Annotated in this window: 22 protein-coding genes; 14 read left to right on the forward strand and 8 right to left on the reverse strand. The window is 69.2% G+C overall.

Annotation, left to right across the window (positions count from 1 at the left end):
* Positions 1-708: 708 nt before the first annotated feature.
* The 6 genes from L324_RS19450 to L324_RS19475 all read left to right on the forward strand — a co-directional run bounded on the left by L324_RS19450 (position 709) and on the right by L324_RS19475 (position 7,701).
* Complete coding sequence (locus L324_RS19450; protein ID WP_037310101.1) at positions 709-1,479, forward strand: thioesterase II family protein; 771 nt, start codon at positions 709-711, stop codon at positions 1,477-1,479.
* Positions 1,476-3,239, forward strand: a complete 1,764-nt coding sequence (locus L324_RS19455; RefSeq protein ID WP_037310104.1) for an amino acid adenylation domain-containing protein — start codon at positions 1,476-1,478, stop codon at positions 3,237-3,239. The genes L324_RS19450 and L324_RS19455 overlap by 4 nt, the downstream gene beginning before the upstream one ends.
* Positions 3,221-4,585, forward strand: a complete 1,365-nt coding sequence (locus L324_RS19460) for a tryptophan 7-halogenase (RefSeq protein ID WP_037310108.1) — start codon at positions 3,221-3,223, stop codon at positions 4,583-4,585. Before L324_RS19455 ends, L324_RS19460 begins: the two co-directional genes overlap by 19 nt.
* Positions 4,578-5,750 carry a cation:proton antiporter gene (locus L324_RS19465; RefSeq protein WP_037310111.1) on the forward strand — a complete coding sequence of 391 codons (1,173 nt, stop codon included), beginning with the start codon at positions 4,578-4,580 and terminating at the stop codon, positions 5,748-5,750. The genes L324_RS19460 and L324_RS19465 overlap by 8 nt, the downstream gene beginning before the upstream one ends.
* Positions 5,743-7,185 (forward strand): tryptophanase, encoded by a 1,443-nt coding sequence (locus L324_RS19470; protein WP_051173977.1) that lies wholly within the window; start codon positions 5,743-5,745, stop codon positions 7,183-7,185. Before L324_RS19465 ends, L324_RS19470 begins: the two co-directional genes overlap by 8 nt.
* Positions 7,186-7,272: 87 nt before the next feature.
* Entirely contained in the window at positions 7,273-7,701 is a 429-nt protein-coding gene (locus tag L324_RS19475) for a pyridoxamine 5'-phosphate oxidase family protein (RefSeq protein ID WP_037310114.1), read from the forward strand.
* A 126-nt stretch (positions 7,702-7,827) separates the two neighbouring features.
* On the opposite strand, the gene L324_RS19480 is transcribed toward L324_RS19475, so the two are convergent.
* A complete protein-coding gene (locus L324_RS19480) occupies positions 7,828-8,295 on the reverse strand; it encodes a hypothetical protein (protein WP_037310117.1) in 468 nt (155 codons plus the stop codon).
* A 103-nt stretch (positions 8,296-8,398) separates the two neighbouring features.
* On the opposite strand from L324_RS19480, the gene L324_RS19485 reads away from it, so the two are divergent.
* From L324_RS19485 to L324_RS19500, 4 genes are all read left to right on the forward strand, one after another.
* A complete protein-coding gene (locus L324_RS19485; RefSeq protein WP_037310118.1) occupies positions 8,399-9,151 on the forward strand; it encodes a TetR family transcriptional regulator in 753 nt (250 codons plus the stop codon).
* A 102-nt stretch (positions 9,152-9,253) separates the two neighbouring features.
* Entirely contained in the window at positions 9,254-10,168 is a 915-nt protein-coding gene (locus L324_RS19490; protein WP_037310121.1) for a phosphotransferase, read from the forward strand.
* Positions 10,169-10,262: 94 nt separating this feature from the next.
* Positions 10,263-11,480, forward strand: a complete 1,218-nt coding sequence (locus L324_RS19495) for a hypothetical protein (protein WP_037310124.1) — start codon at positions 10,263-10,265, stop codon at positions 11,478-11,480.
* A complete protein-coding gene (locus tag L324_RS19500) occupies positions 11,477-11,914 on the forward strand; it encodes a hypothetical protein (protein ID WP_235783579.1) in 438 nt (145 codons plus the stop codon). The genes L324_RS19495 and L324_RS19500 overlap by 4 nt, the downstream gene beginning before the upstream one ends.
* 16 nt (positions 11,915-11,930) lie before the next feature.
* Here L324_RS19500 and L324_RS19505 read toward each other — a convergent pair whose 3' ends face one another.
* A complete protein-coding gene (locus L324_RS19505; RefSeq protein ID WP_037310127.1) occupies positions 11,931-12,326 on the reverse strand; it encodes a hypothetical protein in 396 nt (131 codons plus the stop codon).
* Between the two features lie 148 nt (positions 12,327-12,474).
* On the opposite strand from L324_RS19505, the gene L324_RS19510 reads away from it, so the two are divergent.
* Positions 12,475-13,053, forward strand: a complete 579-nt coding sequence (locus L324_RS19510; RefSeq protein ID WP_037310129.1) for an SMI1/KNR4 family protein — start codon at positions 12,475-12,477, stop codon at positions 13,051-13,053.
* 246 nt (positions 13,054-13,299) lie between these two features.
* On the opposite strand, the gene L324_RS19515 is transcribed toward L324_RS19510, so the two are convergent.
* The gene (locus L324_RS19515; RefSeq protein ID WP_051173978.1) at positions 13,300-15,753 is read right to left on the reverse strand and encodes a rhomboid family intramembrane serine protease; all 2,454 of its coding nucleotides are present in this window, start codon (positions 15,751-15,753) and stop codon (positions 13,300-13,302) included.
* Positions 15,750-17,063, reverse strand: coding sequence for an alpha/beta hydrolase (locus L324_RS19520; protein WP_037310135.1), 1,314 nt, complete (start codon positions 17,061-17,063; stop codon positions 15,750-15,752). The genes L324_RS19515 and L324_RS19520 overlap by 4 nt, the downstream gene beginning before the upstream one ends.
* 226 nt (positions 17,064-17,289) lie before the next feature.
* On the opposite strand from L324_RS19520, the gene L324_RS19525 reads away from it, so the two are divergent.
* The gene (locus L324_RS19525; RefSeq protein ID WP_235783580.1) at positions 17,290-18,417 is read left to right on the forward strand and encodes a sensor histidine kinase; all 1,128 of its coding nucleotides are present in this window, start codon (positions 17,290-17,292) and stop codon (positions 18,415-18,417) included.
* On the opposite strand, the gene L324_RS19530 is transcribed toward L324_RS19525, so the two are convergent.
* From L324_RS19530 to L324_RS19545, 4 genes are all read right to left on the reverse strand, one after another.
* Positions 18,408-19,070, reverse strand: a complete 663-nt coding sequence (locus L324_RS19530; RefSeq protein ID WP_037310139.1) for a response regulator — start codon at positions 19,068-19,070, stop codon at positions 18,408-18,410. The genes L324_RS19525 and L324_RS19530 overlap by 10 nt on opposite strands.
* Before the next feature lie 74 nt (positions 19,071-19,144).
* Entirely contained in the window at positions 19,145-19,849 is a 705-nt protein-coding gene (locus tag L324_RS19535; protein ID WP_037310316.1) for a hypothetical protein, read from the reverse strand.
* Positions 19,850-19,943: 94 nt separating this feature from the next.
* On the reverse strand, positions 19,944-21,248 hold the full coding sequence (locus L324_RS19540) for a DUF418 domain-containing protein (protein WP_037310142.1): 1,305 nt from the start codon (positions 21,246-21,248) through the stop codon (positions 19,944-19,946).
* A 125-nt stretch (positions 21,249-21,373) separates the two neighbouring features.
* On the reverse strand, positions 21,374-22,177 hold the full coding sequence (locus tag L324_RS19545; protein ID WP_037310145.1) for a VOC family protein: 804 nt from the start codon (positions 22,175-22,177) through the stop codon (positions 21,374-21,376).
* A 380-nt stretch (positions 22,178-22,557) separates the two neighbouring features.
* Here L324_RS19545 and L324_RS19550 point away from each other — a divergent pair, with 380 nt between their 5' ends.
* Together L324_RS19550 and L324_RS19555 are read left to right on the forward strand one after the other, a co-directional pair.
* Entirely contained in the window at positions 22,558-22,938 is a 381-nt protein-coding gene (locus L324_RS19550) for a hypothetical protein (protein ID WP_152546914.1), read from the forward strand.
* 186 nt (positions 22,939-23,124) lie between these two features.
* A complete protein-coding gene (locus tag L324_RS19555) occupies positions 23,125-23,682 on the forward strand; it encodes a DUF2076 domain-containing protein (RefSeq protein ID WP_051173981.1) in 558 nt (185 codons plus the stop codon).
* Positions 23,683-23,790: the final 108 nt, after the last annotated feature.

Consider the following 23,790-nt stretch of genomic DNA (forward strand, 5'->3'; position numbering starts at 1 on the left):
AGGCCCCCTTCCCTACGTTGAGGACGAGGACCGGCATGAGGGGTGTGTGGATTTAGGGACGTTCAACGTCCCTAAATCCACACACCCCCACATCGGTCACCGCCCTCGGGTGAACGTCACGCTGGACAGCTGTCTCCAATGTGGCATTGGAGACGTTCAGCGTCCCCAATGCCACATTGGGGACACGGGCCGACACGCGAGGTGGGCAGGGAAGGGGCCTTCACGCGCGTCTTCAGCGGGTGGTCACCCTACGTGAGGTAGCCCGCGTGAGGGAGCAGGACGACGCCCTGGTGGCCTCTTGCAGCACGTTTGATCCCGCCATCAAACTGTTACCCCGGACGGGCTAATGGCGTCGTATCTTTCGCACTAACACCTCTGACGGTTAGTACACAACGGAAGAGATCAGGAAGGAGTCCCTCACCTTTCCCGCGATCGACGCGGTCGCGGAATCACCCAAAGGTGCGGGCAAGGCGAGGCAGGTCTTCGTCAAGGCGCGTCATCCGCGCGGACCCCGGGTCTTCACCGGGATGGCGCGACATCGTGAAAAGCCGCTTGAGGACACGGCGGCCGATATCTCTTCGTCCATCGTGGACACCCGGGCGCGAGGCGTCCGCGGTGTCCCGTCGACGGGAATCGTGCCGTGTCCTCCGGCTTCGTCTTCCGTGACGGCTTCATCCCGTCGACGGACCAGTTCGGGAGAGCGCGGCAATGAACACTGCCATCACACGTCTGTCCACATTGGACACAAAGAGCGGCTTCGGGCATGGGTATCTGTGCTTTCCGCCCGCCGGGGGAACGGTTCTCGGCCTGCGCGGGCTCGCCCAGGCATCGTCCGGTTTCGGGGTGTGGGGCGTCGAGTATCCCGGACGCGGTGAGCGGCTCGCCGAGCCGCCCGCCGCATCGATCGAGGAGCTGGCCGGGGCGATCGCGCAGGAAGCCTTCGACCACTTCGGGGATGAGGGCGTTTCCCGGATAGCGCTGGTCGGATTCAGCATGGGTGCGTTCGTCGCGCTCGAAGTGGCCCACCGCTTCCACAGCCGGGCGCGGACGGCCCCGGCGGCGCTGATCGTCGTCGGTGTGTGCGCGCCGCAGCGGCGAGTGCGGGGGAGATACGCGAGGGCGGACGCCGCCGAAGTCGGGCGGCTGTTCGACCGGGTCGGCCTGGTCGCCATGGCCGGCCGCCCCGGGGCGACCGAGTTCCGGGACTACGCCCTGGGCCTTCTCGACACCGATCTCCGGCTGACCAGCGCCTATCCCGGCCCCGCGAAGCCGATGCTGTCCTGTCCGATCGTCGCGATCCGGGGCGAGGACGATCCGGCGTTCGCGGGCGGCGATGACGCCGTCGGGGCATGGCGGGTCTGGACGACCGGGCGGTTCGAACGCCGTGTCGTGCCCGGTGGCCACCTCGACGTCCTGACACCGGGCCGGGAAGCCGGGTTCTGGGCGCTGCTCCGCCTGCCCGCCGGGGGCGTGCGATGAACGAGCCGTCGGTGCTGCACGGAGTGACACGCAGGCTTCCGCGAGGGACCTGGTGCGATCTGTTCGAGCGACAGGCGCGGCGGACTCCTGCCCGCAGAGGCCTGGTCGCCGACGAGGTCGCCTGGACCTTCGGTGAGCTCGACCTCTGGGGCAACCGGCTCGCCCACGTCCTGCGCGCCGCGGGTGCGGCGCCGGGAACAGTGGTGGCGTGCGCGATGACGAGGTCCGTACGCGCTGTGCTGGGAGTGCTCGCGACGGCGAAGGCGGGGGCGGTCCATCTGCCGATCGATCCCGCCCTGCCCGCCGCCCGCGTGGACGCGATCCTCGGTGACGCCCGGCCCGCCGTCGTGCTGACCGACGTCGCGAGCCTGGCCCCGCGGGCGGACGTGGTGCTGTCCGATGAGGACTGGAAGGCGGAACTCGCCGGTCAGGACGGTCGCCGCCCGCCCCGGTGCGTCCCGGGTCCGGCGTACATCATCTACACCTCCGGTTCGACAGGCCTGCCAAAAGGGGTCGTGGTGGGTCACCGGAGCCTGGTCAACCTGTACGGCGAACTCGCCGCCGGGTTCTTCCCGGCGGGCGGTGGCCCGCAACGGGTCGCGCACGGTTTACCGCTGTCCTTCGACGCCTCGTGGAATCCGCTGTCGTGGCTGGCGGGCGGGCATGAACTGCATCTGGTCCCCGACCTCGTCCGCGCCGATCCGGAGTCCTATGTGGACTTCGTACGCGAACACCGGTTGCCGGTCGTGGAAGCGGTGCCCGCGCAGATGTCGGCACTGCTGGACTCCGGCCTGCTCGACGGCCGGAGCCGACCCCGGCTGCTGCTGATGGGCGGGGAGGCCATCGGCCAGGATCTCTGGACACGCCTGCGGGGAGCCGGGGGCGTCACCGCCGTGAACCTCTACGGGCCGACCGAGGGCACGGTGTTCACCACGGCCTGCCGGCTCGACGAGCGCGAGGCGCCGTCGATCGGGCGTCCCATCGGCAACACCACCGCCCATGTCGTCGATGAAGACCTGCGGCCGGTGCCGCGCGGTGAACCCGGCGAGCTGCTGATCAGCGGATCCTGCCTGGCCCTGGGCTATCTCGGCCTTCCGGAACTGACCGCCGACCGGTTCGTCGGCGCGGGAGAACGCCGGTACCGGACGGGCGACCGGTGCCGTCTCGCGGCGGACGGCAGGCTGGAATGGCTGGGCAGGCTGGACGATCAGGTCAAGATCCGGGGCCATCGGGTGGAACCGGGGGAGGCGGAGCACGCGCTGCTCGCGATGCCCGGTGTCCGGCAGGCCGTCGTCCGGGCCGAAGGCGCCGAGCCGCGGCTGGTCGCCTACGTCGTGCTCGAGACGGGCACCGTCGCCCGGGTGCGGGAACGGCTGCGGGAAACACTGCCCGCGTATCTGGTGCCCTCCGCCGTGATCCCGCTCGACACGATGCCGCTCGGGCCGAACGGGAAGATCGACCGGGCCGCCCTCGCGCCGCTCGACGTGGTCCCGCGGGCGGGCGTGCTGACCCCCACGCAGGAACTCGTCGCCGCCGCGTTCCGTGCCCAGCTGGAGATCCCGGCGGTCGAAGCCGACAGCGACTTCTTCGCCCTCGGCGGCCACAGCCTCTCCGCCGCGGCGCTCGCCGCACGGCTGCGGGCGTGGGGAGTGCCGTGTTCGCTGCGGGACGTCCTCCTGCGCCGCACGGTCGCCCGGCTCGCCGAACTCGTCCCCACCCGCACGGAAGGAGCGACGTCGTCATGGACGATTACGACGTGATCGTCGTGGGCGGTGGCCCTGGTGGCTCCACGGTCGCCGGGCTCACCGCCGCGGAAGGCCACCGGGTGCTGCTGCTGGACAAGGAGAGATTCCCGCGCTACCAGATCGGGGAATCCCTGCTGCCCGCCACGATCCACGGGATCTGCGCGCTGCTCGGGGTACGTGACGAGATCGAACGGGCGGGCTTCGTCCGCAAACGCGGCGGTACCTTCAAGTGGGGCACCGGCGCGGAACCGTGGACCTTCTCCTTCGCCGCTTCCGAACGGATGGCGGGGCCCACCTCGTACGCGTACCAGGTCGAGCGCACCCGGTTCGACACGCTGCTGCTCGACGCCGCCCGCCGTCTCGGCGCCGAAGTCCGGCAAGGACACCGGGCGCTCGGTACGTTCAGGGCCGGGGACCGGATCGGCGGCGTCCGCTACACCGACGACACCGGACACGAACGGCGGGCGACGGCCAGGTTCGTCGTCGACGCCTCCGGGCACGGCAGCAGACTCCATCACGACGTCGGCGGCGCCCGTGAGTATTCGCCGCATTTCCGGAACCTGGCGCTGTTCGGGTATTTCGAAGGCGGCAGGCGGATGCCCGAGCCCGGCTCGGGCAACATCCTGTGCGTCTCGTTCCCCGACGGCTGGTTCTGGTACATCCCGCTGTCGGACACCTTGACCAGCGTCGGAGCCGTCGTCAAACACGAGTCGGCGGACAAGGTGCAGGGCGACCCGGACACCGCCTACACCGCGCTCATCGGCGCTTGCCCGCTGATCGGCGAGTTCCTCCGGGACGCTCGCCGCGCGACCGAACCGCCGTACGACCGGCTCCGCGTGCGGAAGGACTACTCCTACGACCGGACCGTCCTGTGGTGTCCGGGTATGGTGCTCGTCGGTGACGCCGCGTGTTTCATCGACCCGGTGTTCTCCTCGGGGGTGCACCTGGCCACCTACAGCGCGCTGCTGGCCGCCCGGTCGATCAACGGCGCGCTGTCCGGCCTCGTGGACGAGAATCGCTGCTTCGCCGAGTTCGAAGCCCGCTATCGCCGGGAATTCGGGCTGTTCCGGGATTTCCTCATCACCTTCTACGAGCTGGACACCGACGAAGACGATTACTTCCGGCACGCGCGACGACTCACCAGCCATCACGGAGCCGCGGACGAAGCCTTCGCCGACCTCGTCGGCGGAGTGTCCTCAAAGGACTTCTCCCGCAAGATGTTCGGTGACGTGCTCGCCGAAGGGGTGCAGCTGCAGTTACGCGGTCTGCTCGGGGACGCCGCGGGCGACGAGCCGCCGATGTTCCCCGGCGGGCTCGTCCCCACCGCGGACGGCAGGCGCTGGCGGGTGCCCGATGCCTGAGCTCGCCCTGCTGCTCGCCGCCCTCGCCGTACTGCTGAGCCTGGCCAGGGGCTTCGGCTGGGTCTTCACCAGGATCGGGCAGCCCGCCGTCCTCGGGGAGATCACCTGCGGGCTCGTCGCCGGTGTCGCCCTGCGATCCGGGCCGGGCCTGCCCGTCGGGGTCGACACGACGCTGGACGCCCTCGCCCAGCTGGGCCTGGTCCTGTTCCTGTTCGGCGTCGGCGCCCGCCTCGCGCCGTCCATGACCGCGGTGCGGATCAGGACGGCGTTCGTCCCCGCACTCGGCGCGACCGTCGTCCCGGTCGTACTCGGCGTGCCGGTGGCGCTCTGGCTCGCCGGCCGTCATGCTCCCCTCGGGGTCACGCCGTTCGTCCTGTTCACCGCGGTGGCGATGGCGGTGACGGCTTTCCCCGTGCTGGCGCGGATTCTGGCCGAACGACGGATGCTGGACGATCCGCGCGGCCAGTGCGCGCTCACCGCCGCGGCGATCACCGACGCCGTCGCGTGGACGGCGCTCGCCTTCGTCGCCGCGTCGGTCCACAGTGGAACGCGGGCCTGGCCGCTCGTGGCGGCGCTCCCGTTCGTGCTGGGTCTGGTCCTCCTGGCCCGGCCGTGGTTCGGACCGGCGACGGCGCGGCTGTCCGGGCCGACCGCGACCGTGCTCATGGTGGTCCTCGCCTGCGCGGGGGCCGCGGTGACCGACTCGATCGGCCTGCACGCCGCGATCGGCGCGTTCCTCGTCGGCGTCTCCGTCGGGAGGCCCGGGCCGCGCCATGATCCCGTCGCGCTGATCGCGCCGCTCGGTGCCCTGCTGGTCCCGTTGTACTTCGTCCTCATAGGACGGAAGGTCGACCTCGGTGACCTCGACACCGTCCTGGTCGCCGAAATCCTCGCCGTCGTCGCGGTCGCGGTCGCCGGCAAGGGCGGCGGCGCGTATCTCGGTGCCCGTCTCGCCGGGGATCCGCCCCGCCGGGCCGCGGTGTTCGCGACCCTGATGAACACCCGCGGCGTCACCGAACTCGTCTTCCTCGGCATCGGGCTCGGCCTCGGTGTCATCGACAGCGCCTTCTACACCGCGATGGTCGCCATGGCCCTCGTCACGACCGCCATGACCGGCCCGATCCTCGACCGGCTCGAACGAAACAAGGTGACCCGAGATGCCTGACCACCCAGCGGAACCGTGGCGGATCAAGATGGTCGAACCGATCCGCGCCGTCACCCGTGACCAGCGCGAACGGGCGCTCCGGGCCGCCGGCTGGAATCCTTGCCTGCTCCGCTCCGAAGACGTCTACATCGACCTGTTCACCGACTCCGGCACCAACGCCATGTCCGACAGGCAGTGGTCGGCCCTCATGCGCGGCGACGAGGCCTACGCCGGTGCCCAGAGTTTCTACGTCTTCGAACAGGCCGTCCGTGCGCACTACGGGTACGAGCACGTCATCCCCGTCCATCAAGGCCGCGGCGGCGAGAACATCCTCTCCCGCTGTCTCATCCGGCCGGGCGCCCATATCCCCGGCAACATGTACTTCCCCAGCACCCGCGCCCACCAGGAACTCAACGGCGCCACCTTCCACGACGTCATCATCGACGAAGCGCACGAGGCGGGCGGCGGACATCCGTTCAAAGGCAACGTCGACCTCGACAAGCTGCGGGCCGTCATCGCCGAACACGGCGCCGACGCCATCCCTTACGTCTCGCTCGCCGCGACGGTGAACATGGCGGGCGGCCAGCCCATCAGCGTCGCCAATCTCGCCGAGACCTGCGCCCTCGCCCACGCGAACGGGATCCCCGTCTTCCTCGACACCGCCCGCGCCGTCGAAAACGCCTGGTTCGTCCAACAGCGTGAGCCCGGCTGGGCGGACCGCTCGATCGCGGACATCCTGCTCGCCCTCTGCGCTCCCACCGACGGCGCCGTCATGTCCGCGAAGAAGGACTGCCTCGCCAACATCGGTGGCTGGATCGCCCTGCGGGACCCGGGTCTCGCCGAACAGGCACGCGGGCTGGTCCTGCTCTACGAAGGCCTCCACACCTACGGCGGCATGGCGGGCCGTGACATGGAGGCCATCGCGCAAGGCATCGCGGAATCCGTCGACGAACGGCACATCCGCGCGCGGATCGCCCAGGTCGAGTACCTCGGCCACCGGCTCGACGCCGCGGGGGTGCCGATCGTGCACCCCGTCGGTGGTCATTGCGTCTGTATCGACGCCACCGCCGTCCTCGCGCATCTCCCTCGCACCGCGCTGCCCGGCCAGACCCTCGCCGCCGCGGTCTACCTCGACGGCGGGATCCGCGGGGTCGAACGCGGCACGGTGTCGGCCGGCCGCGATCCGGCCACCGGCGAGAACCGTTATCCGGCCTTGGAATTCCTCCGCCTCGCCATTCCCCGGCGCGTGTACACCCAAAGCCACCTCGACCACGTCGCCGACACCGTCATCGGCGTCCACCGCCGGCGCGCCGACATCACCCACGGCCTCACGTTCGTCCATGAACCGCCCCACCTCCGCTTCTTTCAAGCCCACTTCGCCCCCACGAGCGGTGCGAGCATCTACGGAGACCGAAGGCCGGCGGCCGGACGGGAGAATGGGGTCGCTCGGCCGTGATCCTCGGGACCTTCGACCCCGAGGTCATCGAGGGGCCAGGGCGCACCCTGGTCGGCGAAGGGTCGTACGTTTTTTCGGGGAGTGGTCATGGCCGATCGGCACCGTCTCGAGTCCTTGGACCGCGGGGAATGTCTGGAGTTGCTGCGGACCGTGCGGGTCGGCCGCCTGGTGTTCACCGAGGACCTGCTCCCCGCGGTGCAGCCGGTGAACTTCCGGATCCACCGGGGACAGGTGGTGATCCGGGTCGCCGGAGGGGCGAAGCTGACCGCCGCGACCACGGGAGCGGTGGTCGCGTTCCAGGCCGATGAACTGGACCCCGACCTGCGGGCCGGGTGGAGCGTGACCGTGGTGGGGCACGCGAGCCTGGTCACCGACATCGGTGAGCTGGTGGAGCTGGCGGGGACCTTCCTGCAGCCGTGGGTCGACGGCCGTCGCGACCGGTTCGTGCGGATCGGGACCGAGAAGGTGACCGGACGCCGGCTGCTCGCGCCGGTCTCGACCCGGCCCGCGGAGTAGTCCGGCGTCCCGTCCGGGACCTTGATCAACCCCACCGCGTGCACCAGGGGTAGGGGAATTACAGGGTTTCGCCAAGATTTCCGGTGTCCACAAGGGACACCGTCCGCGGTGTCTCCGAGTGTGGGGTTACCGCGGCCGGATTCCGGAGACGACGGCGCTCAGGCTGGGGAGCCACCGCCGCTGGGGGTCGGGCGCCGAGAGCCAGTCCGTGTCGTCGCCGGTACGCCGGGAGCCGACCGGCAGGGGGAGCAGCGAACCCCACGCGAGCAGGTCGAAGTTCCTCGGCAGCTCGGCACGGGAAGGGATGAGGCCGTCCGTCTCGGCGAGCACCGCCACCCGCGGGCCCCGCGGCGTCGACAGGAGGATGGCCGGGCCCTGGCAGCCGGTGGAGGCGAGCCGGGCGAGGACCGGCCCGGAGTCGAGCGTGGGCATGGTCACGGCGCAGATCCCGTTCTCCAGCACCAGGAACGGCTGGGAGCCGCGCCATTTCAGCGGCCAGCCGAAGAGACGGCCGTAGTAGGCGTCGGCCTGATCGCGGACCGGTCCCCGGGGCAGGAGGGACTCGATCGGCTGCAGTTGCTGGTCGAGCGACATTGTTCGACGCCTTCCGCTTGTCGGAGGGTGCATACGGCCGGGATGCCGTCCCAGCTTAACGGCACTGAGTGCCACTAGCAAGTAGGGCTGCTACCGTCCGGCTATGACCGATTCGCCACGTCGCGCGCCGGCGTCCAGGGCCGGGGCGACCCCGGCGGGCAGGCGACGGCTGCGTCGCACCCTCGCCTCCGCCGCGGTGGACCTGTTCGCCGCGAACGGTTACGAGGCCACCACGGTGGACGAGATCGCGGCCGCCGCGGGGATCGGCCGCCGCACCTTCTTCCGGTACTTCGACGCCAAGGACGACGTGCTCTTCGCCAACCACGACGAGATCGTGGCGGAGATGGAAGAGGTGTTCGCCTCGGCGGATCCGAGGCGCGATCCGGTGGAGGTGGCCTGCGCCGCGGTCAGCCTGGTCCTCGACTCCTATGCGGCCGACCTCGAGGTTTCGCTCAAGCGGTTCGATCTCACCCGCACGGTTCCTTCGTTGCGGGACAAGGAGGTCGCGACCGTCGACCGTTACCAGCGGGTGCTCGCGCGGTACCTGCAGGCGCGGTTCGAGGAGCAGGGTGAGGAGGCGGCGAGTCTCCGCGCGGCCGTCATCGCCGCGGCGATCGCGGCCGCCAACAACCATGTGCTCCGGCGCTGGCTGCGCAGCGGCGGGAAGGGCGACATCGCCGCCTGCGCCACCGAGGCGTTCGCGCTCGTCTTCGACGCGTTCCGGCAACGCGACGCCGCCGTGGGGGGCCAGGAAAAGACCGTGGTCGCGGTGATGACGACGGCGACGCCGCTGAGCACGGTCATCGCCGAGCTGAGTGCCGCACTGCGCGACGGCGGCGATCGGCCCCCACGCTGACTCTGGCACTCAGTGTCATCCAGGGCCGGGCTGAAGGGGACTTTCCCCGCATGCGATGCGGGGAAGGCGCCCTTCACCGCGTGAGATGAGGGGAAAGGGCCCATGGACGCTCTACCGCACTGGCTACCGGCGTGGTGCCAGGACCATTTCGGGAGCCGTCCCGCGGAGGTGCTGTTCCAGCACCGATCGATGTCGGCGGTGTTCGGGCTCCGGTTGGCCGACGGCACGGACGTCGTGGTCAAAGCCCGTCCGGTCGAGGACCGGATCGAGGCGTGTGTCGCGGCGCAGACCTGGCTCGCCGGGCACGGCTTCCCGTGTGCACGCCCGCTCACGCCGGTGGTCGCAGTCGGTCCGCTGGCCGTGCACGCCGAGGAATTCCGGCCAGGGGGTGAGATCCTGAGCGGTGACTCGCCGGAGGTGGCGGTCCGCTACGGCGAGGTCTTCGGTCGGCTGATGGCCGGACTGGCGGACTTCGCCGTCGCGCCGCCGCGGCCGAATCCGCGCTGGGTGCGCTGGGATCACGAGGATCCCGGGCTTTGGCCGTCGATCGAGTCACTCGACGAGAAGGATCAGAGCGCGGTTCCCGCATATGTCGTGGAGACAGCCGAAAAGGCCCGTCGGCGCATGCTGGCCGCCGAGCTGCCCCGCGTCCTGGGGCACGCCGACTTCGAGGCGCAGAACCTCCGATGGCATGACCGGCACGTGTGGACGGTGCACGACTGGGACAGTCTGGCTTGGCAGCCGGAAGCCGCACTGGTGGGAGCCGCGAGCGCGGTGTTCCCCAAGCTGGGACCCGCGCTGCTGCCGCCGATCGAAAGCACCGAGGCGTTCCTGGCGGCCTACCAGGACGTGCGGGGCCGCCTGTTCACCGAGGACGAGCATCAGGTCGCGTGGGCGGCGAGCCTGTGGCCGGTGGCCCACGACGTCCGGTGGGAAGCACTCCACGGCTACATCGCGGTTTCCGGCAAAGCGCTGTGGGACCAAGCGGCGGAACGCTTACGCCGGGCCCACGCCTGACCGGCGCTACTCCATTCCAGTGATGTGACATTTTGCCGCAACCTGTCAAACTCAAGCGACGTCGAAGAGGTACTTCGGAGCACGAGGGGGACGAGTGGGGCAAGGTTTCTCGGTCGAGCCGGCCGCGGTACGGGGGCTGGGTGACCTGGTCCTGCGGGCAAGTGGCGGTGCGGACACCTATCGCCTGTGGTTCGACCGCGTGTTCGCCGAAGGGGGCGGCGCCGAAAGCGGTGACGGTTTCCTGGCCGTCGCCTGGCCGACACTGGACGAGTGGCAGCGCACGGCGCTGAACCAGTCGCGGTTCGCGGCCGACCTCGCCGCGGGCGCCGGCCACGAACTGCGCTGCGTGGCGCACTGGTACACCGTGGTGGACGCGCGGGCGGCGGAACTGCTGGACCGGATCAACCCGGAGCCGGACGCCGCGCGTGTCCCGGCGGACGAGGTCCGTGACCCGGCCGGGGCCGCGTCGTTCCGTGACGCCGTCCCGGTGGGTTACGGCGGTCCTGACCCGGCGCAGCTCACCAATCCGGCCTGGTGGCCGGTGAAGGCCGAGAAGGCCGCCGAGGAACTGCTCGATCTCGGCGGGTCCTTGGGCGACGTCGCCGAGCTGATCAAGATGCTCACCGGGTCCGACAAGGACTTCATCTCGATGATCGCCGACCTGCTCGTCGGCGACTGGAGTGTGCTGCAGCGGCAAGCGCTGGTCTACTCCGACGCCGCCGCGGGCTTCGAGAACATCGCGGCCAACATCGACCAGGGCCGGTTCGGGATCCAGGAGCCGTGGACCGGGGAGGGTGCCGACCGGGCGAAGAACTGGCTGACCGGTTACCGCGCCAGTGTGGTCCAACTCGCGCAGTACTTCCGTGGCGCGAGCGTGGCGATCCAGGTGCTTTCGAAGCTCGCCTACCATCTGATGCAGGAGATCAGGCACGGTTACAGCTCGGCGATCGACATCGCGCTGCTGATCTTGACGAAGGGCAAGAAACTCGGGCTGGAGAAAGGGGTCCGGGTGGCGGAGGTGATCAGCGAAGTGCTGTCCGAGCTCGGCCGTGTCGGCAAGCTCATCGATGTGTTCAAGGACGGCGAGCTGAAGGACATCATCCATCTGGTGCTGTCCTTCGATGAAGTCGTCGGAGCCATCCAGACCCTGATCAGCGCCGCGCTCGGACTGGCCCACATGTTCGCGGGGGAGCAGGCGATCGACGAACTGATCGAAGCCCTCAAAGCCATGGGTGATCCGCCGCAGTGGCCGGAGGGCTACGAGCATCGGGACGCCGAGTGTCCCGCCAAGAACAAGCGGGTGCTGCTGTGACGGGCGGACACGCGTTGCCCGATCCGTTCGACTCCGAGCAGGGGGAGCGGGCGCGGCAGACGGCCATGCGGCTCCTGGCGGCGACCGGTGGCGCCGCCGGGGACTTCGCCGCGGAGGTGCTGGCCGGACGAAGGCGGCCACACGAACTTCTGGCCCACCGCCCGGTCCTGGACGAGTTCGTCCAGGAGGCGCGGGGCTGGTGGCAGATCATCGACGCACTGCCTGCCGAGGAGCGGCAACGGCTCGCCGCGGACGCGTGGTCGTCCTTGGAACGGCAGGTCGATGAACTGGCCACTTTGGACGTGGACGACGCCGTCGCCGATCTCGAGGAGCTGGCCGCCTTGCGGCAGGCTCCGGCCCCGCCGGACCGGAAACCTCGTGACGACGACGAGGACGACGACTGGTCCGATCGGTCCTATATGGAGCCGCTCTGACCGGGAAACCGGCGTCTCAAGAGGACACGGAACGCTCGGCCAGCCAACGAGCCGCCGTCCGCCAGATCGCCGTCGGGTCGACCTCGGCGGTGTGCCAGGTGGTCGCGCGGGTGGTGCCGAGATCGCGGTACTTCCGCATGATCTCGACGTGGGCGGGCAGCCCGACGAACCCGCGCAGGCCGGTGCGGTCACACCAGACCGAGACCGATCCCAGCCGCCGTCGCAACGGTTCGGCCCACAGCCACTGGCCGACCGCGCCGGACAGCCGCGGCCACTCGCGGCTGAGCGCATAGCCCGCCCGGTAAGCGCCTGGGGTGCGCCGGAAGTCGTCCAGCGTCAACTCGGTGACGCTGACGAGCACGTCTGCCGTGACACCCGCCGCCGGACCGGCGATCCACTTGCTCCTGATCATGCCCACTCCTCGTCTCACCGCAGCCAAAGGGCTACATCTGCAGATGATACGCATGCGCGTACGAATTTGTCCCCACCGGTAACCTCGCGAAGGAGACTTGTCCCGCGTTCCGGACGGCCCGGCGGCCCGACGGCGACCTGGAGAACACATGACACAAGCACCGAAACGGTCGTACGTCGACGAGATCTGCGAACTCGTCGGCTGGCGGCCCGGGCACTTCCGGCCGGAGCTGGACTGGGCCACCGTCGAACGCGAACTGGGGACACCGCTTCCCGGCGACTACAAGGAGCTGCTCACCCGGTTTCCCTCCGGGGGTTTCCGCGACGTGATCACCGTGTCGAATCCGTGCCAGAGCGCGGAGGAGTGCGTGATCGTCAAGGACCAGAACTCCCAGCTGCTGGAGATCTTCGGCGACGAGGACCTCGGCTACCTGCGGGATGTCCCGTACCGGTTGTTCCCGGAACCCGGCGGCCTCTATCCCTGGGGTGACAACGGTGCGGGGGGAACTTTCTGGTGGATCACCGGAGCGGCGAACCCGGACGAGTGGCAGGTCGCCTACAACAACAGGGACGCCTGGCATGAGGTCCATCCCGGGCCGATGACGCGGGTCATCCGGGACCTGCTGGTGAGCACAGGGGAGGACAACCTCCTCGGCTGGGACATGGCGGGCAAGCCGGTGTCCTTCGCCGGTTACTGGGGAGACCGGTACGTTTCCCATCCCGGCTGACGCACCAGCGTGGCCCCGGTCGTGAGTGGTAAGTGTCGTTCTAACGACACTTACCACTCACGACCACCTGGACGCGGGCGGGGAGGTTCGGGCGCGGGCGAAGGGCGCTTTCCCCGCATCGCATGTGGGGAAAGCGCCCTTCGCCGGATGCGATGCGGTGAAGGGCCCCTTCGGCAACTTGCGGCAGCCGGGTCGTGAGTGGTAAGTGCCGTTCTAACGGCACTTACCACTCACGACCCACGCGCCTCAGCGGCGGGTGATCACCTTGCTGATCAACTGGAACGCCTGCCCGAAGGTGATCCTCGGCAGGTACGCCTTGGCGATGGCATTGCCGATGCTCGGCAATGCCGCCACCCGCGGGTAGGCCATGTACAGCGGGAGATAGGTGGGCTGGAACTTGGCCTTGAACGCCAGAAGTGACCGGAATCCGTAGACCGGTTCCAATGTCTTGCCGACGACGTCGAGCAGCCGTTGCAGGGGAGCGGTCTGCTCGTCCTGGTCGAGCCGCGCGAGCGGCGCGCCGGACAGGCTCAGGTACTCGGCGCCTTCATCGCGGCAGCGGACGACCATGGACGCGATCAGGAACTCCATCACGCCGGGGAACGCGTCCGGGCCGCGGCGCATGAAGTCCAGTGTCCAGGCCACGATCCGCCCTTCGTCGCGAACCGGGAGCCAGCTCGTCACGCCGTGGACCCGCTGCTCGTCGTCGACCGCGACGAGGCAGCGGACGTCGGGATCGGCGAGTTCGTCGAGGCCGCCGAGGGTGAACCGCATCTCCGGCAGGCCCTTGTCCGCCAGCCAATCCCTGGACAGCGCCTTGATCTGGCCGGACATCCACGGCGGGGTGTCCACATAGGACACCCACTCGGCGGTGACGCCGGACTTCTTCGCCTTGTTCATCGCGGTCCGGATGTCCTGCCACTTCTTTCCCCTGAACTCCAGGCCTTCCAGCGGGACGACGGTCTCCTCCGCGACCTGTACCGAGTTCCACGACGGAAGGTGCTGCCGGAGGTCGTCGGTGATGCTGTAGAAGCAGGGAGTCCAGCCGTTCCGGGTACAGAACCGGGAGAACTCCTGTGCCGCGGCGCTTCTCGAGGCGGGAGCGCCGACCGGCTCGCCGGTGGTGAGTGCGACCGAGGAGATGACGCGGTAGGCGATCACGGCCCCGCCGTCCGGCGTGAACCAGTAATCGTTGCCCGGCCAGGTGATCATATGGGACATCGAAGTGCCGCCATGGGCCTCGAGCAGCGCACGGGCGCGGTCGCGGTCGGCCGCGCGTCGTTCGACGATGGCCTTCCGGAACGTGATCAGCCCGCCGGCGAGTACGACGAGCCAGAAGAGCACGCCGATCCACTGGTGCAGCATCGTCGCCGGTCCGCCGTTGGGCAGCACGGCCGTTTCGATGGCACCGAGGTAGCCGGGCGGGGCGAACCGGGTCGGGAGATCGGTGAGGATCCCGCCGATCGTCGCCGTGGGTTCGAACTGGCCGCGAAGCAGATAAGCGCCCCAGACGTAGACGGCGGCGCAGATCAGCAGCGTCTTGGCGGCGAGGCCGGCGAAGGCGCGGTAGGTGCCTCGCGGCGCCGACACGTCGAACTTCGCCTTGGTCAGCACCAGCAGTACGAGGATGGCGATCGGCTGCAGGAGCGGGGCGAGCGTCTGCACCCAGTCCGCTGTGGACCGGGGCAGCGGTTCGTCCACATAGGACGTCATCAGCACGGCGCCGAGCCCGGCGAGTGCGACGTTCAAGGCCATCGTCGCCCACCAGGCGAACTTCCGGCCCCGGCGCAGCCCTTCGGCCAGCACCAGCAGCAAGACGACCGGGACGACCGACATGAAGACGGAGCCGAGACCGCTCATGCGGACCTCGGCGCGCAGCCTGCGGCACTCCACCAGCGCGCCGGGATCGGCACAAGTGGAATCCACGAAGGCGCGATCCGGTTGCGATCCGACCAAGAGATACTGGAACACCGAAAGGGGACCGCTCGCGGTCTGCGACACCGCGGCGACCAGCGGGCCGACCGCCGACGCCGCCACGGCCAAGGCGACCAGGAGCCGGGTCTCACCTCGGGAAGGCGCTGACGGCGCTTCCGGGCGTTCACGTACGACCAAGGTGCCGAGCGCGAGCCCGAGCAGTGCCGCGAAAACCTGTGACAGCTGGGTCAAGGAGCCGACATACAGGGCGAGCATGACCACGGCCAGCAGGAGGAGCAGGCGCAGACGTCGCCGCCAGACGGCGGTCAGCGCGGAGGTCGCGGCGACGGCGACGCCGATGGCACCGGCGGACGGGCCGACCTCGACCGCGGACAGCAGATCGGTGGACCACCATTCGTCGGCGCCCGACCCGATGACGATCACCGCGGTCGCCGTCGTGCCCAGCACCTGGGTGATCAGGAAGATCGACAGGGTTCGCAGGGTCGACATCCGCCGTTCGGCGAAGCCGCACAAGGCCGCGACGAGGAGGGTGTTCCCGAGGTACTGGGCGAGCCCGCCGGACCAGAACATCGAGGTGAGCGGTGTCCACCACTGCCCACGCAGCCAGGGGTCGAAGCCGAAACCGATCTTGTCCAGCAGGTCACCGGGCGGTCCGGACGACAGGCTCCCGGTGAGCGGCCCGATCAGCCAGAGCAGCAGCACCAACGTCGTGGTGAAGGGGACGCCCAGCGGGATCCGGGCGAGTTTGCCGAGCCACGTCTTCACTGCTTGACCAGTCCCATCCGGCCCGCCAGCCAGGCGAGCGAATCGCTCAGCCCCGCGGACCATGCTTGCCAGTTGTGCGAGCCCGGTGTCTCACGCCAGGTCACGGCGATCCCGTTGCGCCGCGCGGCCTCGAAGACACGCTTCTGCTGCGGCAGGAAGACCGAGTCGGACCTGCCGACGCTGAGGACACCCGCGGATCCGGGGTACCCGCGGGTGGCGAGCAGGTCGATCGGGGTGAACCGGCGGAACGCGTTCTCGTCCCCGCCGAACGCCTCACCGACGGTTTTCGCCCGTGAGCCGAGGGTCGGTTCGTCCTGACCCGCGATGTCCACGAACGTGGGGAACGTGCCCGGCCGGCGCAGGGCGAGCTGAAGCGCGCATGTCCCGCCGTAGGAGTAACCCGCCACGGCCCACTTCCTGTTGTCCGGATCGATCTGCAGTGTCGCTTTGATCCAGCCGGGAACATCCCCGGCCAGATAGGTCTCGGCGCGGCCGAGGCGTGAATCCAGGCAGAGCGGATTCCCGAAGGCGTCACCGGTGGCGTCCGGCATCACGACGACCGGCGCGACTCCCCGGTGCGCCGCGGCGAAGCGGTCCATCATCGTCGCGATCTGGCCGCCGTTGATCCAGTCACGCGGTCCGCCGGGCTGCCCGTGGAGCAGCACCAGCACGGGCAGCAAGGGGCGAGGCGAGGTCCGGTAGGCGGGCGGAAGGTAGAGATACGCCTTCCGGGTCACGGGAAAGTGCGACGTCGCCGCGGGAATGGACACCTGGGTCACCACACCGTTCTTCGGCATCGTGGCCGGCGGCTGCCAGCCCTCGAGCAGCGCCCGCTCCGGCGACCGCGGAAGGGGTGTCCCGGTCGCCAGGCCGACGCTCGTGAACGGGACCTCGTTGGCGGGCGGCAGTTCGAAGGCCGCCCGCAGGCTGGGGTAGTGCCCGAAGTGCGCGTTGATGTTCGCTCCGGCTGCCAGCACCACCACGACACCGGCGAGGGCGCTGACACCGCGCAGCGTCCACCGGCGCCGCGGTTGCCACGCGATCGCCAGTCCGGCCCCGCCCAGCGCGACGCCGATCCACGCGACCACGCTCTGCGGAACAGGATCGGGAAAGGGCTTCCACAGGACGTCGACGATCAGCCAGGCAAGGAAGGTCACCACGGCGCACGCGGCCGCGACGATCGGCACCGTCCGGGTCCACCACCGGCGATCCCGCCGGAACAGCAGTACGGCACCGGCGGCCAGGCCGGCCATGGTGACGGTGGCCGGTACGGCCCCGTGCACCAGGTCCCAATCCAGCACTGTGTTCATTCCGGTGACTACTCCCGCTCGCTTTGTCCGAACCGTGGCTTCGTTTCCACGGTAAGCGGCGCCGGTTCGGTCCACCATGGACAGAGCGGGGAACCGGACCCACAACCGGACGGTGGGCCGGAATGTCCGGCCGGTCGGCGGGGGTGGACCGGCCACCCGGCGGATGGACCTCGCGCGCCGCGGGTGAACTTTCGCCGCCGTGGTGGCGGAAGCCCATAATGGCCCGGTGGACGAACGAACAGGCGCCCCCGTGACGCCCCGGTACCGCGTGCCCGCGTGGGCGGAGAGCGCCGCGCTGATCGGCTTGGCCGTGGTGGACGCGTGGCTCGGCCTCGAACACGCCGAGATGAGCTCCACGGTGGCCTCCGGTGTCGCGATCCTCGCGCTCCTGATCCGGCGTCGTCATCCGTTCGTGTGTTTCGCGCTGACCCTGCCGATGCTGGCGTTCTCGTATTCGGTCGTCGCCGTCCTGGTCGCGTTGTACAGCGTCGCCCAGAAAACCCGGGATCGACGGCTTCTGGCGTTGTGTTCGCTGGTCGTGATCCTCGGTTACGTCGCGCCGTGGAACGGTCAGATCGACGTGGAGTCAGGACGATCCGGCCTGATAGACGCGATCTACGCGTTGTTGATGGGTGCGGCGCCCGCCGTCCTCGGGCAGCTTGTGCAGACGCGACGGGATCTGACCTTACGGCTCAAGGAAATCGACGAGGCGCGTGATCACGAGCGGCTGCTGATCGAACAGTCGATCCTGGCCAAGGAACGGGCCCAGCTGGCCCGTGAGATGCACGACGTCGTGTCGCATCAGGTCAGTCTCATCGCGGTGCAGGCCGGGGTGCTGCAGGTCACCCCGGCCGGTCCGGACACAAAGGACGTCGCGTCCTCCATCCGGCGGCTCAGCGTCGACACCCTCGACGAGCTTCGCCACATGGTGGCGCTGCTGCGGGCATCCGGTGGCTCGACGACGGATCTCGCGCCGCAGCCGACGCTCGCCGTTCTGCCCGCCCTGGTCGCCAACAGCGGGATCGAGACCACGATCGAGGGAACGCTACCGTCCGATGTGGACGCCGCCACCCAGCGGGCGGTCTACCGCACCGTCCAGGAAGCGCTGACCAATGTGCGTAAACACGCACCGGGGGCCACCGCCGCCGTGCACCTGTGGCACAACGAGAACGACATGGGGGTCACGATCACCAACGGCCCGCCGACCCGGCCGACGCTTTCCCTGCCGAGCGCCCAGCACGGTTTGATCGGCCTGCGGGAGCGGGCCGAACTGCTGGACGGGACCCTGGACGCCGGGCCGACACCCGGTGGCGGGTACCGGGTGCGGCTCAGTCTTCCCGTGACTCAAGGCTGAGGTCGGTCCCCGTCGCGCAGCAACCCGGCTCGCTGCGCGACCAGCGCCGCCTGCACCCGGCTGTTCACCTTGAGCTTGGTCAGGATCGCGCTGACATGGTCCTTGATCGTGCCCACGCTGAGGTGGACGCGGGCGCCGATGTCCGCATTGGACAGTCCTTCGGCGATCAGTACCAGGACGTCGCGCTCCCGGTCGGTCAGCCGCGACACACTGTCGACGGCAGCCGAACCGGCGCCCGAATCGAGGAAACCGTCCACAACGGACCGGGTGACCTTCGGGGAAAGCACCACCCCGCCGCTCGCCAGCGTCCGCACCAGCTGCGCGAGGTGCTCCGGTTCGGTGTCCTTGAGCAGGAAACCCGCGGCACCCGACCGCAGCGCGGTCGCGATGTACTCGTCCGAGTCGAACGTGGTCAGCATGGCCACGACGGGCGGATCGGGCAGGGCGCGCAGCTGTCGCAGGATGGTCAGGCCGTCGACGTCCGGCATGCGGATGTCGAGCAGCACGACGTCCGGTTTGTGCACCCCGATCTCCCGCAGGGCCTGCGCACCGGTCGCGGTGGCCACCACGTCGATATCACCGGCGGCACGGAGGATCAGCTGGAATCCCGAACGGACCAGCGCCTCATCGTCGACCACCACTACCCGGATCACATTCCACTCCTAAACACGCCGCCGGACCACCGGGAAGAGAATAAGGGCCATCGTCACGATCCCGCGCATCGTGCTCAGAAGTCCCACGCATCGTCGAAACCGACGTCGTCCGGAGCGAACGCGTCCTGCCCGCCCGCGTCGAAACCGTCTTGCCAGGTCTGCGCAGCCGCGACACCCTCCATTCCCACGAACAGCGAACCGAACAGGACAGCCGCTCCGGCGCCCCACGCGCCACCGATCAGCGCCGACTTCCACCACGGCCGGTTGTACCAGCCCTCTGGCACCGGGCGCCCCGCGACCTGGCCACCGGGGTAGTAGTGCGGCGTGTCGTGCCCGGGGGCAGGTGAGGCTTCGTACGTTTCGCCCTCGACTTCGACCTTCCGGTGCTCCGTCACCGTGCCCGCCCGCGCTCTCGCGGCGTCCGTCGGGAGCGCGGGCCCCGGATCCAGGTCCATCGCGACCCGTGCCGCGCGGATGTAGTAGAGGCCTTCCAACGCGGTCTCCTTGGCCAGCCCCGCCTGCTCGACCGTCCGGGCCAGATCCAGCTGCGACCCCGCGGCGGTGTACCGCTCGGACGCGTCCGCCAACGCCTGCTTCGCCGCGGCGTTGGTGCCGGTCAGATGCATGACCTGACCGGCGAGCCGTTCCACCCAGCGGCGCGCCTCGGCCAGTGCGTCGTCCAGCTGTCGTTTCTTGGCCACGGCCTGGAAACGCGTGAAGAGCAGACCGGCCCCGAAGGCGAGGGCGGCCAGGACGACCAGAACGATCGCGAAACTCACGAAGCACACTCCAAAGTAGTGAGGGGATTCGGTTGAGGAGGTCGTGAGTGGTAATGGCGGTTCTAACCGTCATTACCACTCACGACCAGGTGGTTCACCGGACGAATTTCGCGGCCTTGGTGGCGAGGTGGAGCAGGTACTCCAGCGGTCCGCGGCGGAAGAAGCGGGACCAGAGCCAGGCGAAGACGGTGGCCCCGATGATGAACCAGAACAACACCATCGCGGAGTTGTTCCCGGTGCCCTGGCCCTTCCCGAGTGCCCCGAACTGCGCGCCTACCAGGAAGTGTCCGACGTAGAGGGTCAGCGACATGGTGCCCACGGCGATGACCGGGGTCATCAGGCGACGCAGCCACGACAGCCGGGTCAGCAGCACCGTCGCACCCACCAGCACGATGATCGCGATGCCCACGCTGCCGACCAGGTCGAAGGTGGAGGAGCTGTGCGGCCTGGCCAGCAACAGCCCCCAGCCCGATCCGTCCATCCCCTTCGGTCCGCCTTCGACCATCGATTTCCCGCCTTCGGCCATGGCCTTCCCGCCTTCGCCCAGGGTTTTGACGGCCGCTGAACCCGCCTTCTCGGCGCCACGGCCCCATGGCTGCTCCGCGGCTTCCCGAAGGCCGTCGATGAACCTGGTCAACAGCCAGGGCACTCCGTAACCGAAGGCGATGAGCGCGGCGCCGATCGCGGCCAGCCGCCGCCTCACCGCGCTGGAGTCGAGGTCCGCCCGTCCCAGCGCCATCCCGGCGACCACGAACGTCATCCAGGTGATGGTGGGGTAGAGCCCGCTGAGCAGAAGGTCCAGCACGCCGATCTCACTGAGCCGCTTGAGTGGGTCGTACGCGTTGATGGTCTCCATGACCGGCCCGCTCACCAGAGTCGTCAGGCCGAACTTCGCCAGCGGGGTGACGACCGCGAGCACGGCCGCGATGATCGCGAGGGTCTTGGCCCGCAGCCGCAGCAGAGGCAGTGCCAGCAGGAAGTACACCCCGTAGTAGGAGAGGATGACGACGGTTCCGGCGTCGGTCATCGCCAAAAGAACACCCATCGCGAACAGGATCACGGCGCGGATCACGATCCGAACCCGGGCCTGCCGGCCCGCCAAACCGGTCTTCGGCTCCAGCCGTCCGGCGATCAGCATCAGGGAGAACCCCGCGAGGGTGGCGAAAAGCGCCGAGGCCCGGCCTTCCGCCAAGCCCAGCAGCCATCCGCCGAAGCCGCTCACCGCGGTCGGCGCCGGTCCGAGGTGCACGGCGTACATGCCGAATACGGCGAGCGCACGGGCCAGGTCCACCCCGATCAGCCGCGCCGTCGACGGCCCGGCCTCGACCGGCCCGGCGGGTTCGGCGAGTTCGGGTGGTGGGGGAGGTGGCGATCCTGGTGAGGAATCGATCTGCGACATACTCAAAACGTCGCAGCGCCGAGGTCCGCGGACCATCCGGCAGGTGTCGATCGTGGCCATCCGGTCGGCTGGAAGTCCCCGCCGACCGGATGGCCGAAAACCGTTCGTACGTCGAGGATCTGGAGTCAGTCGTCCTCTCCGTCGTCAGCCCGTGAGTCCATGGCCGGGGCGGGGTCCATGATGGCGAAGCGAGTTCCGAGGGGATCGGAGAGCACGGCGACGCGGCCCAGCGGAGAGCCGTACGGCTTGAACCGCAGCCGGCCACCGGAGGAGCATGCGACCCGGACGGTGTCGGTGAAGCCGCGATCCGACGGGACGCCGAAATGCACGATCCAGCGAGGCGGTACCTGTCGTGGGGTGTTCGGTTCCATTCCCACGGTCGCGAGGACCGAGTTCCCGGCGGAGTAGAAGACCCGGTACCTGACCTGGTCGCCGTAGTCGAATCGTTTCTGGGTGAACTCGAAGAGCCGGCTGAGGAAGCGGTTGGCGTGGTGCGGTTGATGGGTCACGTACTCGGCCCAGCCAAGGGAAGATGGTTCGCCTGCCTGGAAATCCCAGTCGGTGCCCGGTTCGCACACGCCGATCGATGCGGCGCCGGGTGCGGTGAGGAGTGATTTGGTGCCGATGCCGGGGACCACATGTCCTTTTTCGGTGATCCGTGCGCCGAGTTGTCCCGCGGTGGTGAGGGTCGACGTCAGATCCGGTGTCGCGAAGTACAGGTTCCACTGGATGGCGCGGGTCGGACTTTGCCGCAATCCGGCCACGGGCACGCCGCCGACGGTCGCTATCACGTAATCCGTCTTGTCGTTGTCATCGCGATGTTCGTACCGCCATCCGAACACGGCTTGGTAGAACCGCATCGTGGTCGTCAAGTCGATGGTCGGGATCTCGACCCAGCACGGGGCTCCCAGCGGGAAAGGGGTCGGCATTGTTCCGTCGCAACCTCTCGTGGCGGTTCAGGACAGCTCAGTGTCGAGTGCGGTGAAAGCCCGGCGCCATCCCCGACCTGGCGGGGGTCACCCCGTCCATCGGCTGGATTCGGCGACGCGGCCAGGACGTCCTGGCCGACCGGATGGCGTTCTCCAGCCACCTGACGGCCGGGAGTCGCCGCCAGTCCGATGAATTCGGCTCAGGGACGCACATACCGTCACCAGGAGACAATGTTCCGGACATCGGGAGAGAATTCATGCGACGCACAGCAGTCGCCGTGGCCGTGGCAACCTGCCTCGTCGTGACGGGATGTGGAGGCCAGGCGAGCAAGTCGTCCTCCACGAGTTCGACCAGCACCTCGAAGAGCGCGGCCCCGCAAGTGATGAAATTCGGCGAAGAGCGGACAGGCAAGCGCGGCGTCGTCTCCGTCGGCAAACCCGCAGGCTACGATTTGCCCGCTGATCCGCAACGGTCGAAAGAACTGACACGGGGCGCGAAGTTCACCGTCACCGTTCGCAACACGACCAAAAAGGCGCTGGAGGCTTCGGCCTTCACCTTCGCCGCGACCACGAACGGTGCCGCATCGGTGAGCATCACCGATGCGGCCAAGGGGATCGGGGACAAGCTACCCGCGGACGTCCTTCCTGGCGCGGAGCGCACCTTCGGGTTCGTCGTGGCGCTACCGGCCAATCCGGCCGAGGTGACGATCAAGGTCGCCTACCAGGGCGTCAATCCGCTCTACTGGACCGGCACCGCCTGACCTGCGCTCTACTGTCCACAAAGGACAGTAGCCGGGCCATGTCTCGGCGCGGACGCGCCGGTGGGCGAGCGGCAGGCGGCCGACCGGTGGGTCGCGGGCAGCCACCTGGCGGGCGTTTCCGGCCGGGTCACCGATACCGGACGCCCCCGGCTTCGCACAGTATTGAGGCAGAGGAAGGGAGATTCCATGGAATACGAAGACCGGCAGCTCATTCTCGGCCTCGCCGACCGACTTCGCCAGGCCCAGCCGGTGCACAAGGACCCGGAGGTCGCCGACCTGATCAGCAGGCAGATCGCCGGTCAGCCGGACGCGCTGTATCTCTTGGTGGGCGCCGTTCTCATGCAGGAGGACGCCCTGCGTAACGCGAAGACACGCATCGCCGAACTGGAGCGTTCCGCGCCTTACCAGGACCCGTATGGCAATCATCGTGACCCGTACGGGGCGCAGCGGGACCCGTACGGCCAGGCTCCGGCGCAGTCCGGCGGCGGCGGATTCTTCTCGGGCATGTTCGGCCGTGGCCGCGATACCGGGCCGGTCGCCGGGGAAGCCCCGCAAGGTCGCCCCGGCGGAGGCGGATTCCTCAAGACGGCCGCCGCGGCCGCGGCCGGTGTCGCCGGTGGCGGTCTGCTGCTCGGCGGGCTCACCGGAGCCTTCGGCGGACACGAGGCCTCGGCGGGCGAGCAACAGCATCACGGCGGACAGGACGACGGGATGGACCACGGCGGCGTCGACGATCAGTGGTGACCCCCCGAAGAACCACCGATGGCTGCTGTCGTCGTCCCCGCGTAGCAGCAGTCGTCGGTACAACCGGCGGCGGCTCGTTCCCCGTGTACCCCGGAGCCGCCGCCGGGC

The organism is Amycolatopsis orientalis DSM 40040 = KCTC 9412 (assembly GCF_000478275.1).
GTDB classification, from domain to species: Bacteria; Actinomycetota; Actinomycetes; order Mycobacteriales; family Pseudonocardiaceae; genus Amycolatopsis; species Amycolatopsis orientalis.

What these genes read in the sequence shown, in the direction of transcription:
- L324_RS19450 (WP_037310101.1), top strand. Translation starts at nt 709, where the DNA reads ATGAACACTGCCATCACACGTCTGTCCACATTGGACACAAAGAGCGGC.
- L324_RS19455 (WP_037310104.1), top strand. Translation starts at nt 1,476, where the DNA reads ATGAACGAGCCGTCGGTGCTGCACGGAGTGACACGCAGGCTTCCGCGA.
- L324_RS19460 (WP_037310108.1), top strand. Translation starts at nt 3,221, where the DNA reads ATGGACGATTACGACGTGATCGTCGTGGGCGGTGGCCCTGGTGGCTCC.
- L324_RS19465 (WP_037310111.1), top strand. Translation starts at nt 4,578, where the DNA reads ATGCCTGAGCTCGCCCTGCTGCTCGCCGCCCTCGCCGTACTGCTGAGC.
- L324_RS19470 (WP_051173977.1), top strand. Translation starts at nt 5,743, where the DNA reads ATGCCTGACCACCCAGCGGAACCGTGGCGGATCAAGATGGTCGAACCG.
- L324_RS19475 (WP_037310114.1), top strand. Translation starts at nt 7,273, where the DNA reads ATGGCCGATCGGCACCGTCTCGAGTCCTTGGACCGCGGGGAATGTCTG.
- L324_RS19480 (WP_037310117.1), bottom strand. Translation starts at nt 8,295, where the DNA reads ATGTCGCTCGACCAGCAACTGCAGCCGATCGAGTCCCTCCTGCCCCGG.
- L324_RS19485 (WP_037310118.1), top strand. Translation starts at nt 8,399, where the DNA reads ATGACCGATTCGCCACGTCGCGCGCCGGCGTCCAGGGCCGGGGCGACC.
- L324_RS19490 (WP_037310121.1), top strand. Translation starts at nt 9,254, where the DNA reads ATGGACGCTCTACCGCACTGGCTACCGGCGTGGTGCCAGGACCATTTC.
- L324_RS19505 (WP_037310127.1), bottom strand. Translation starts at nt 12,326, where the DNA reads ATGATCAGGAGCAAGTGGATCGCCGGTCCGGCGGCGGGTGTCACGGCA.
- L324_RS19510 (WP_037310129.1), top strand. Translation starts at nt 12,475, where the DNA reads ATGACACAAGCACCGAAACGGTCGTACGTCGACGAGATCTGCGAACTC.
- L324_RS19520 (WP_037310135.1), bottom strand. Translation starts at nt 17,063, where the DNA reads ATGAACACAGTGCTGGATTGGGACCTGGTGCACGGGGCCGTACCGGCC.
- L324_RS19540 (WP_037310142.1), bottom strand. Translation starts at nt 21,248, where the DNA reads ATGTCGCAGATCGATTCCTCACCAGGATCGCCACCTCCCCCACCACCC.
- L324_RS19545 (WP_037310145.1), bottom strand. Translation starts at nt 22,177, where the DNA reads ATGCCGACCCCTTTCCCGCTGGGAGCCCCGTGCTGGGTCGAGATCCCG.
- L324_RS19555 (WP_051173981.1), top strand. Translation starts at nt 23,125, where the DNA reads ATGGAATACGAAGACCGGCAGCTCATTCTCGGCCTCGCCGACCGACTT.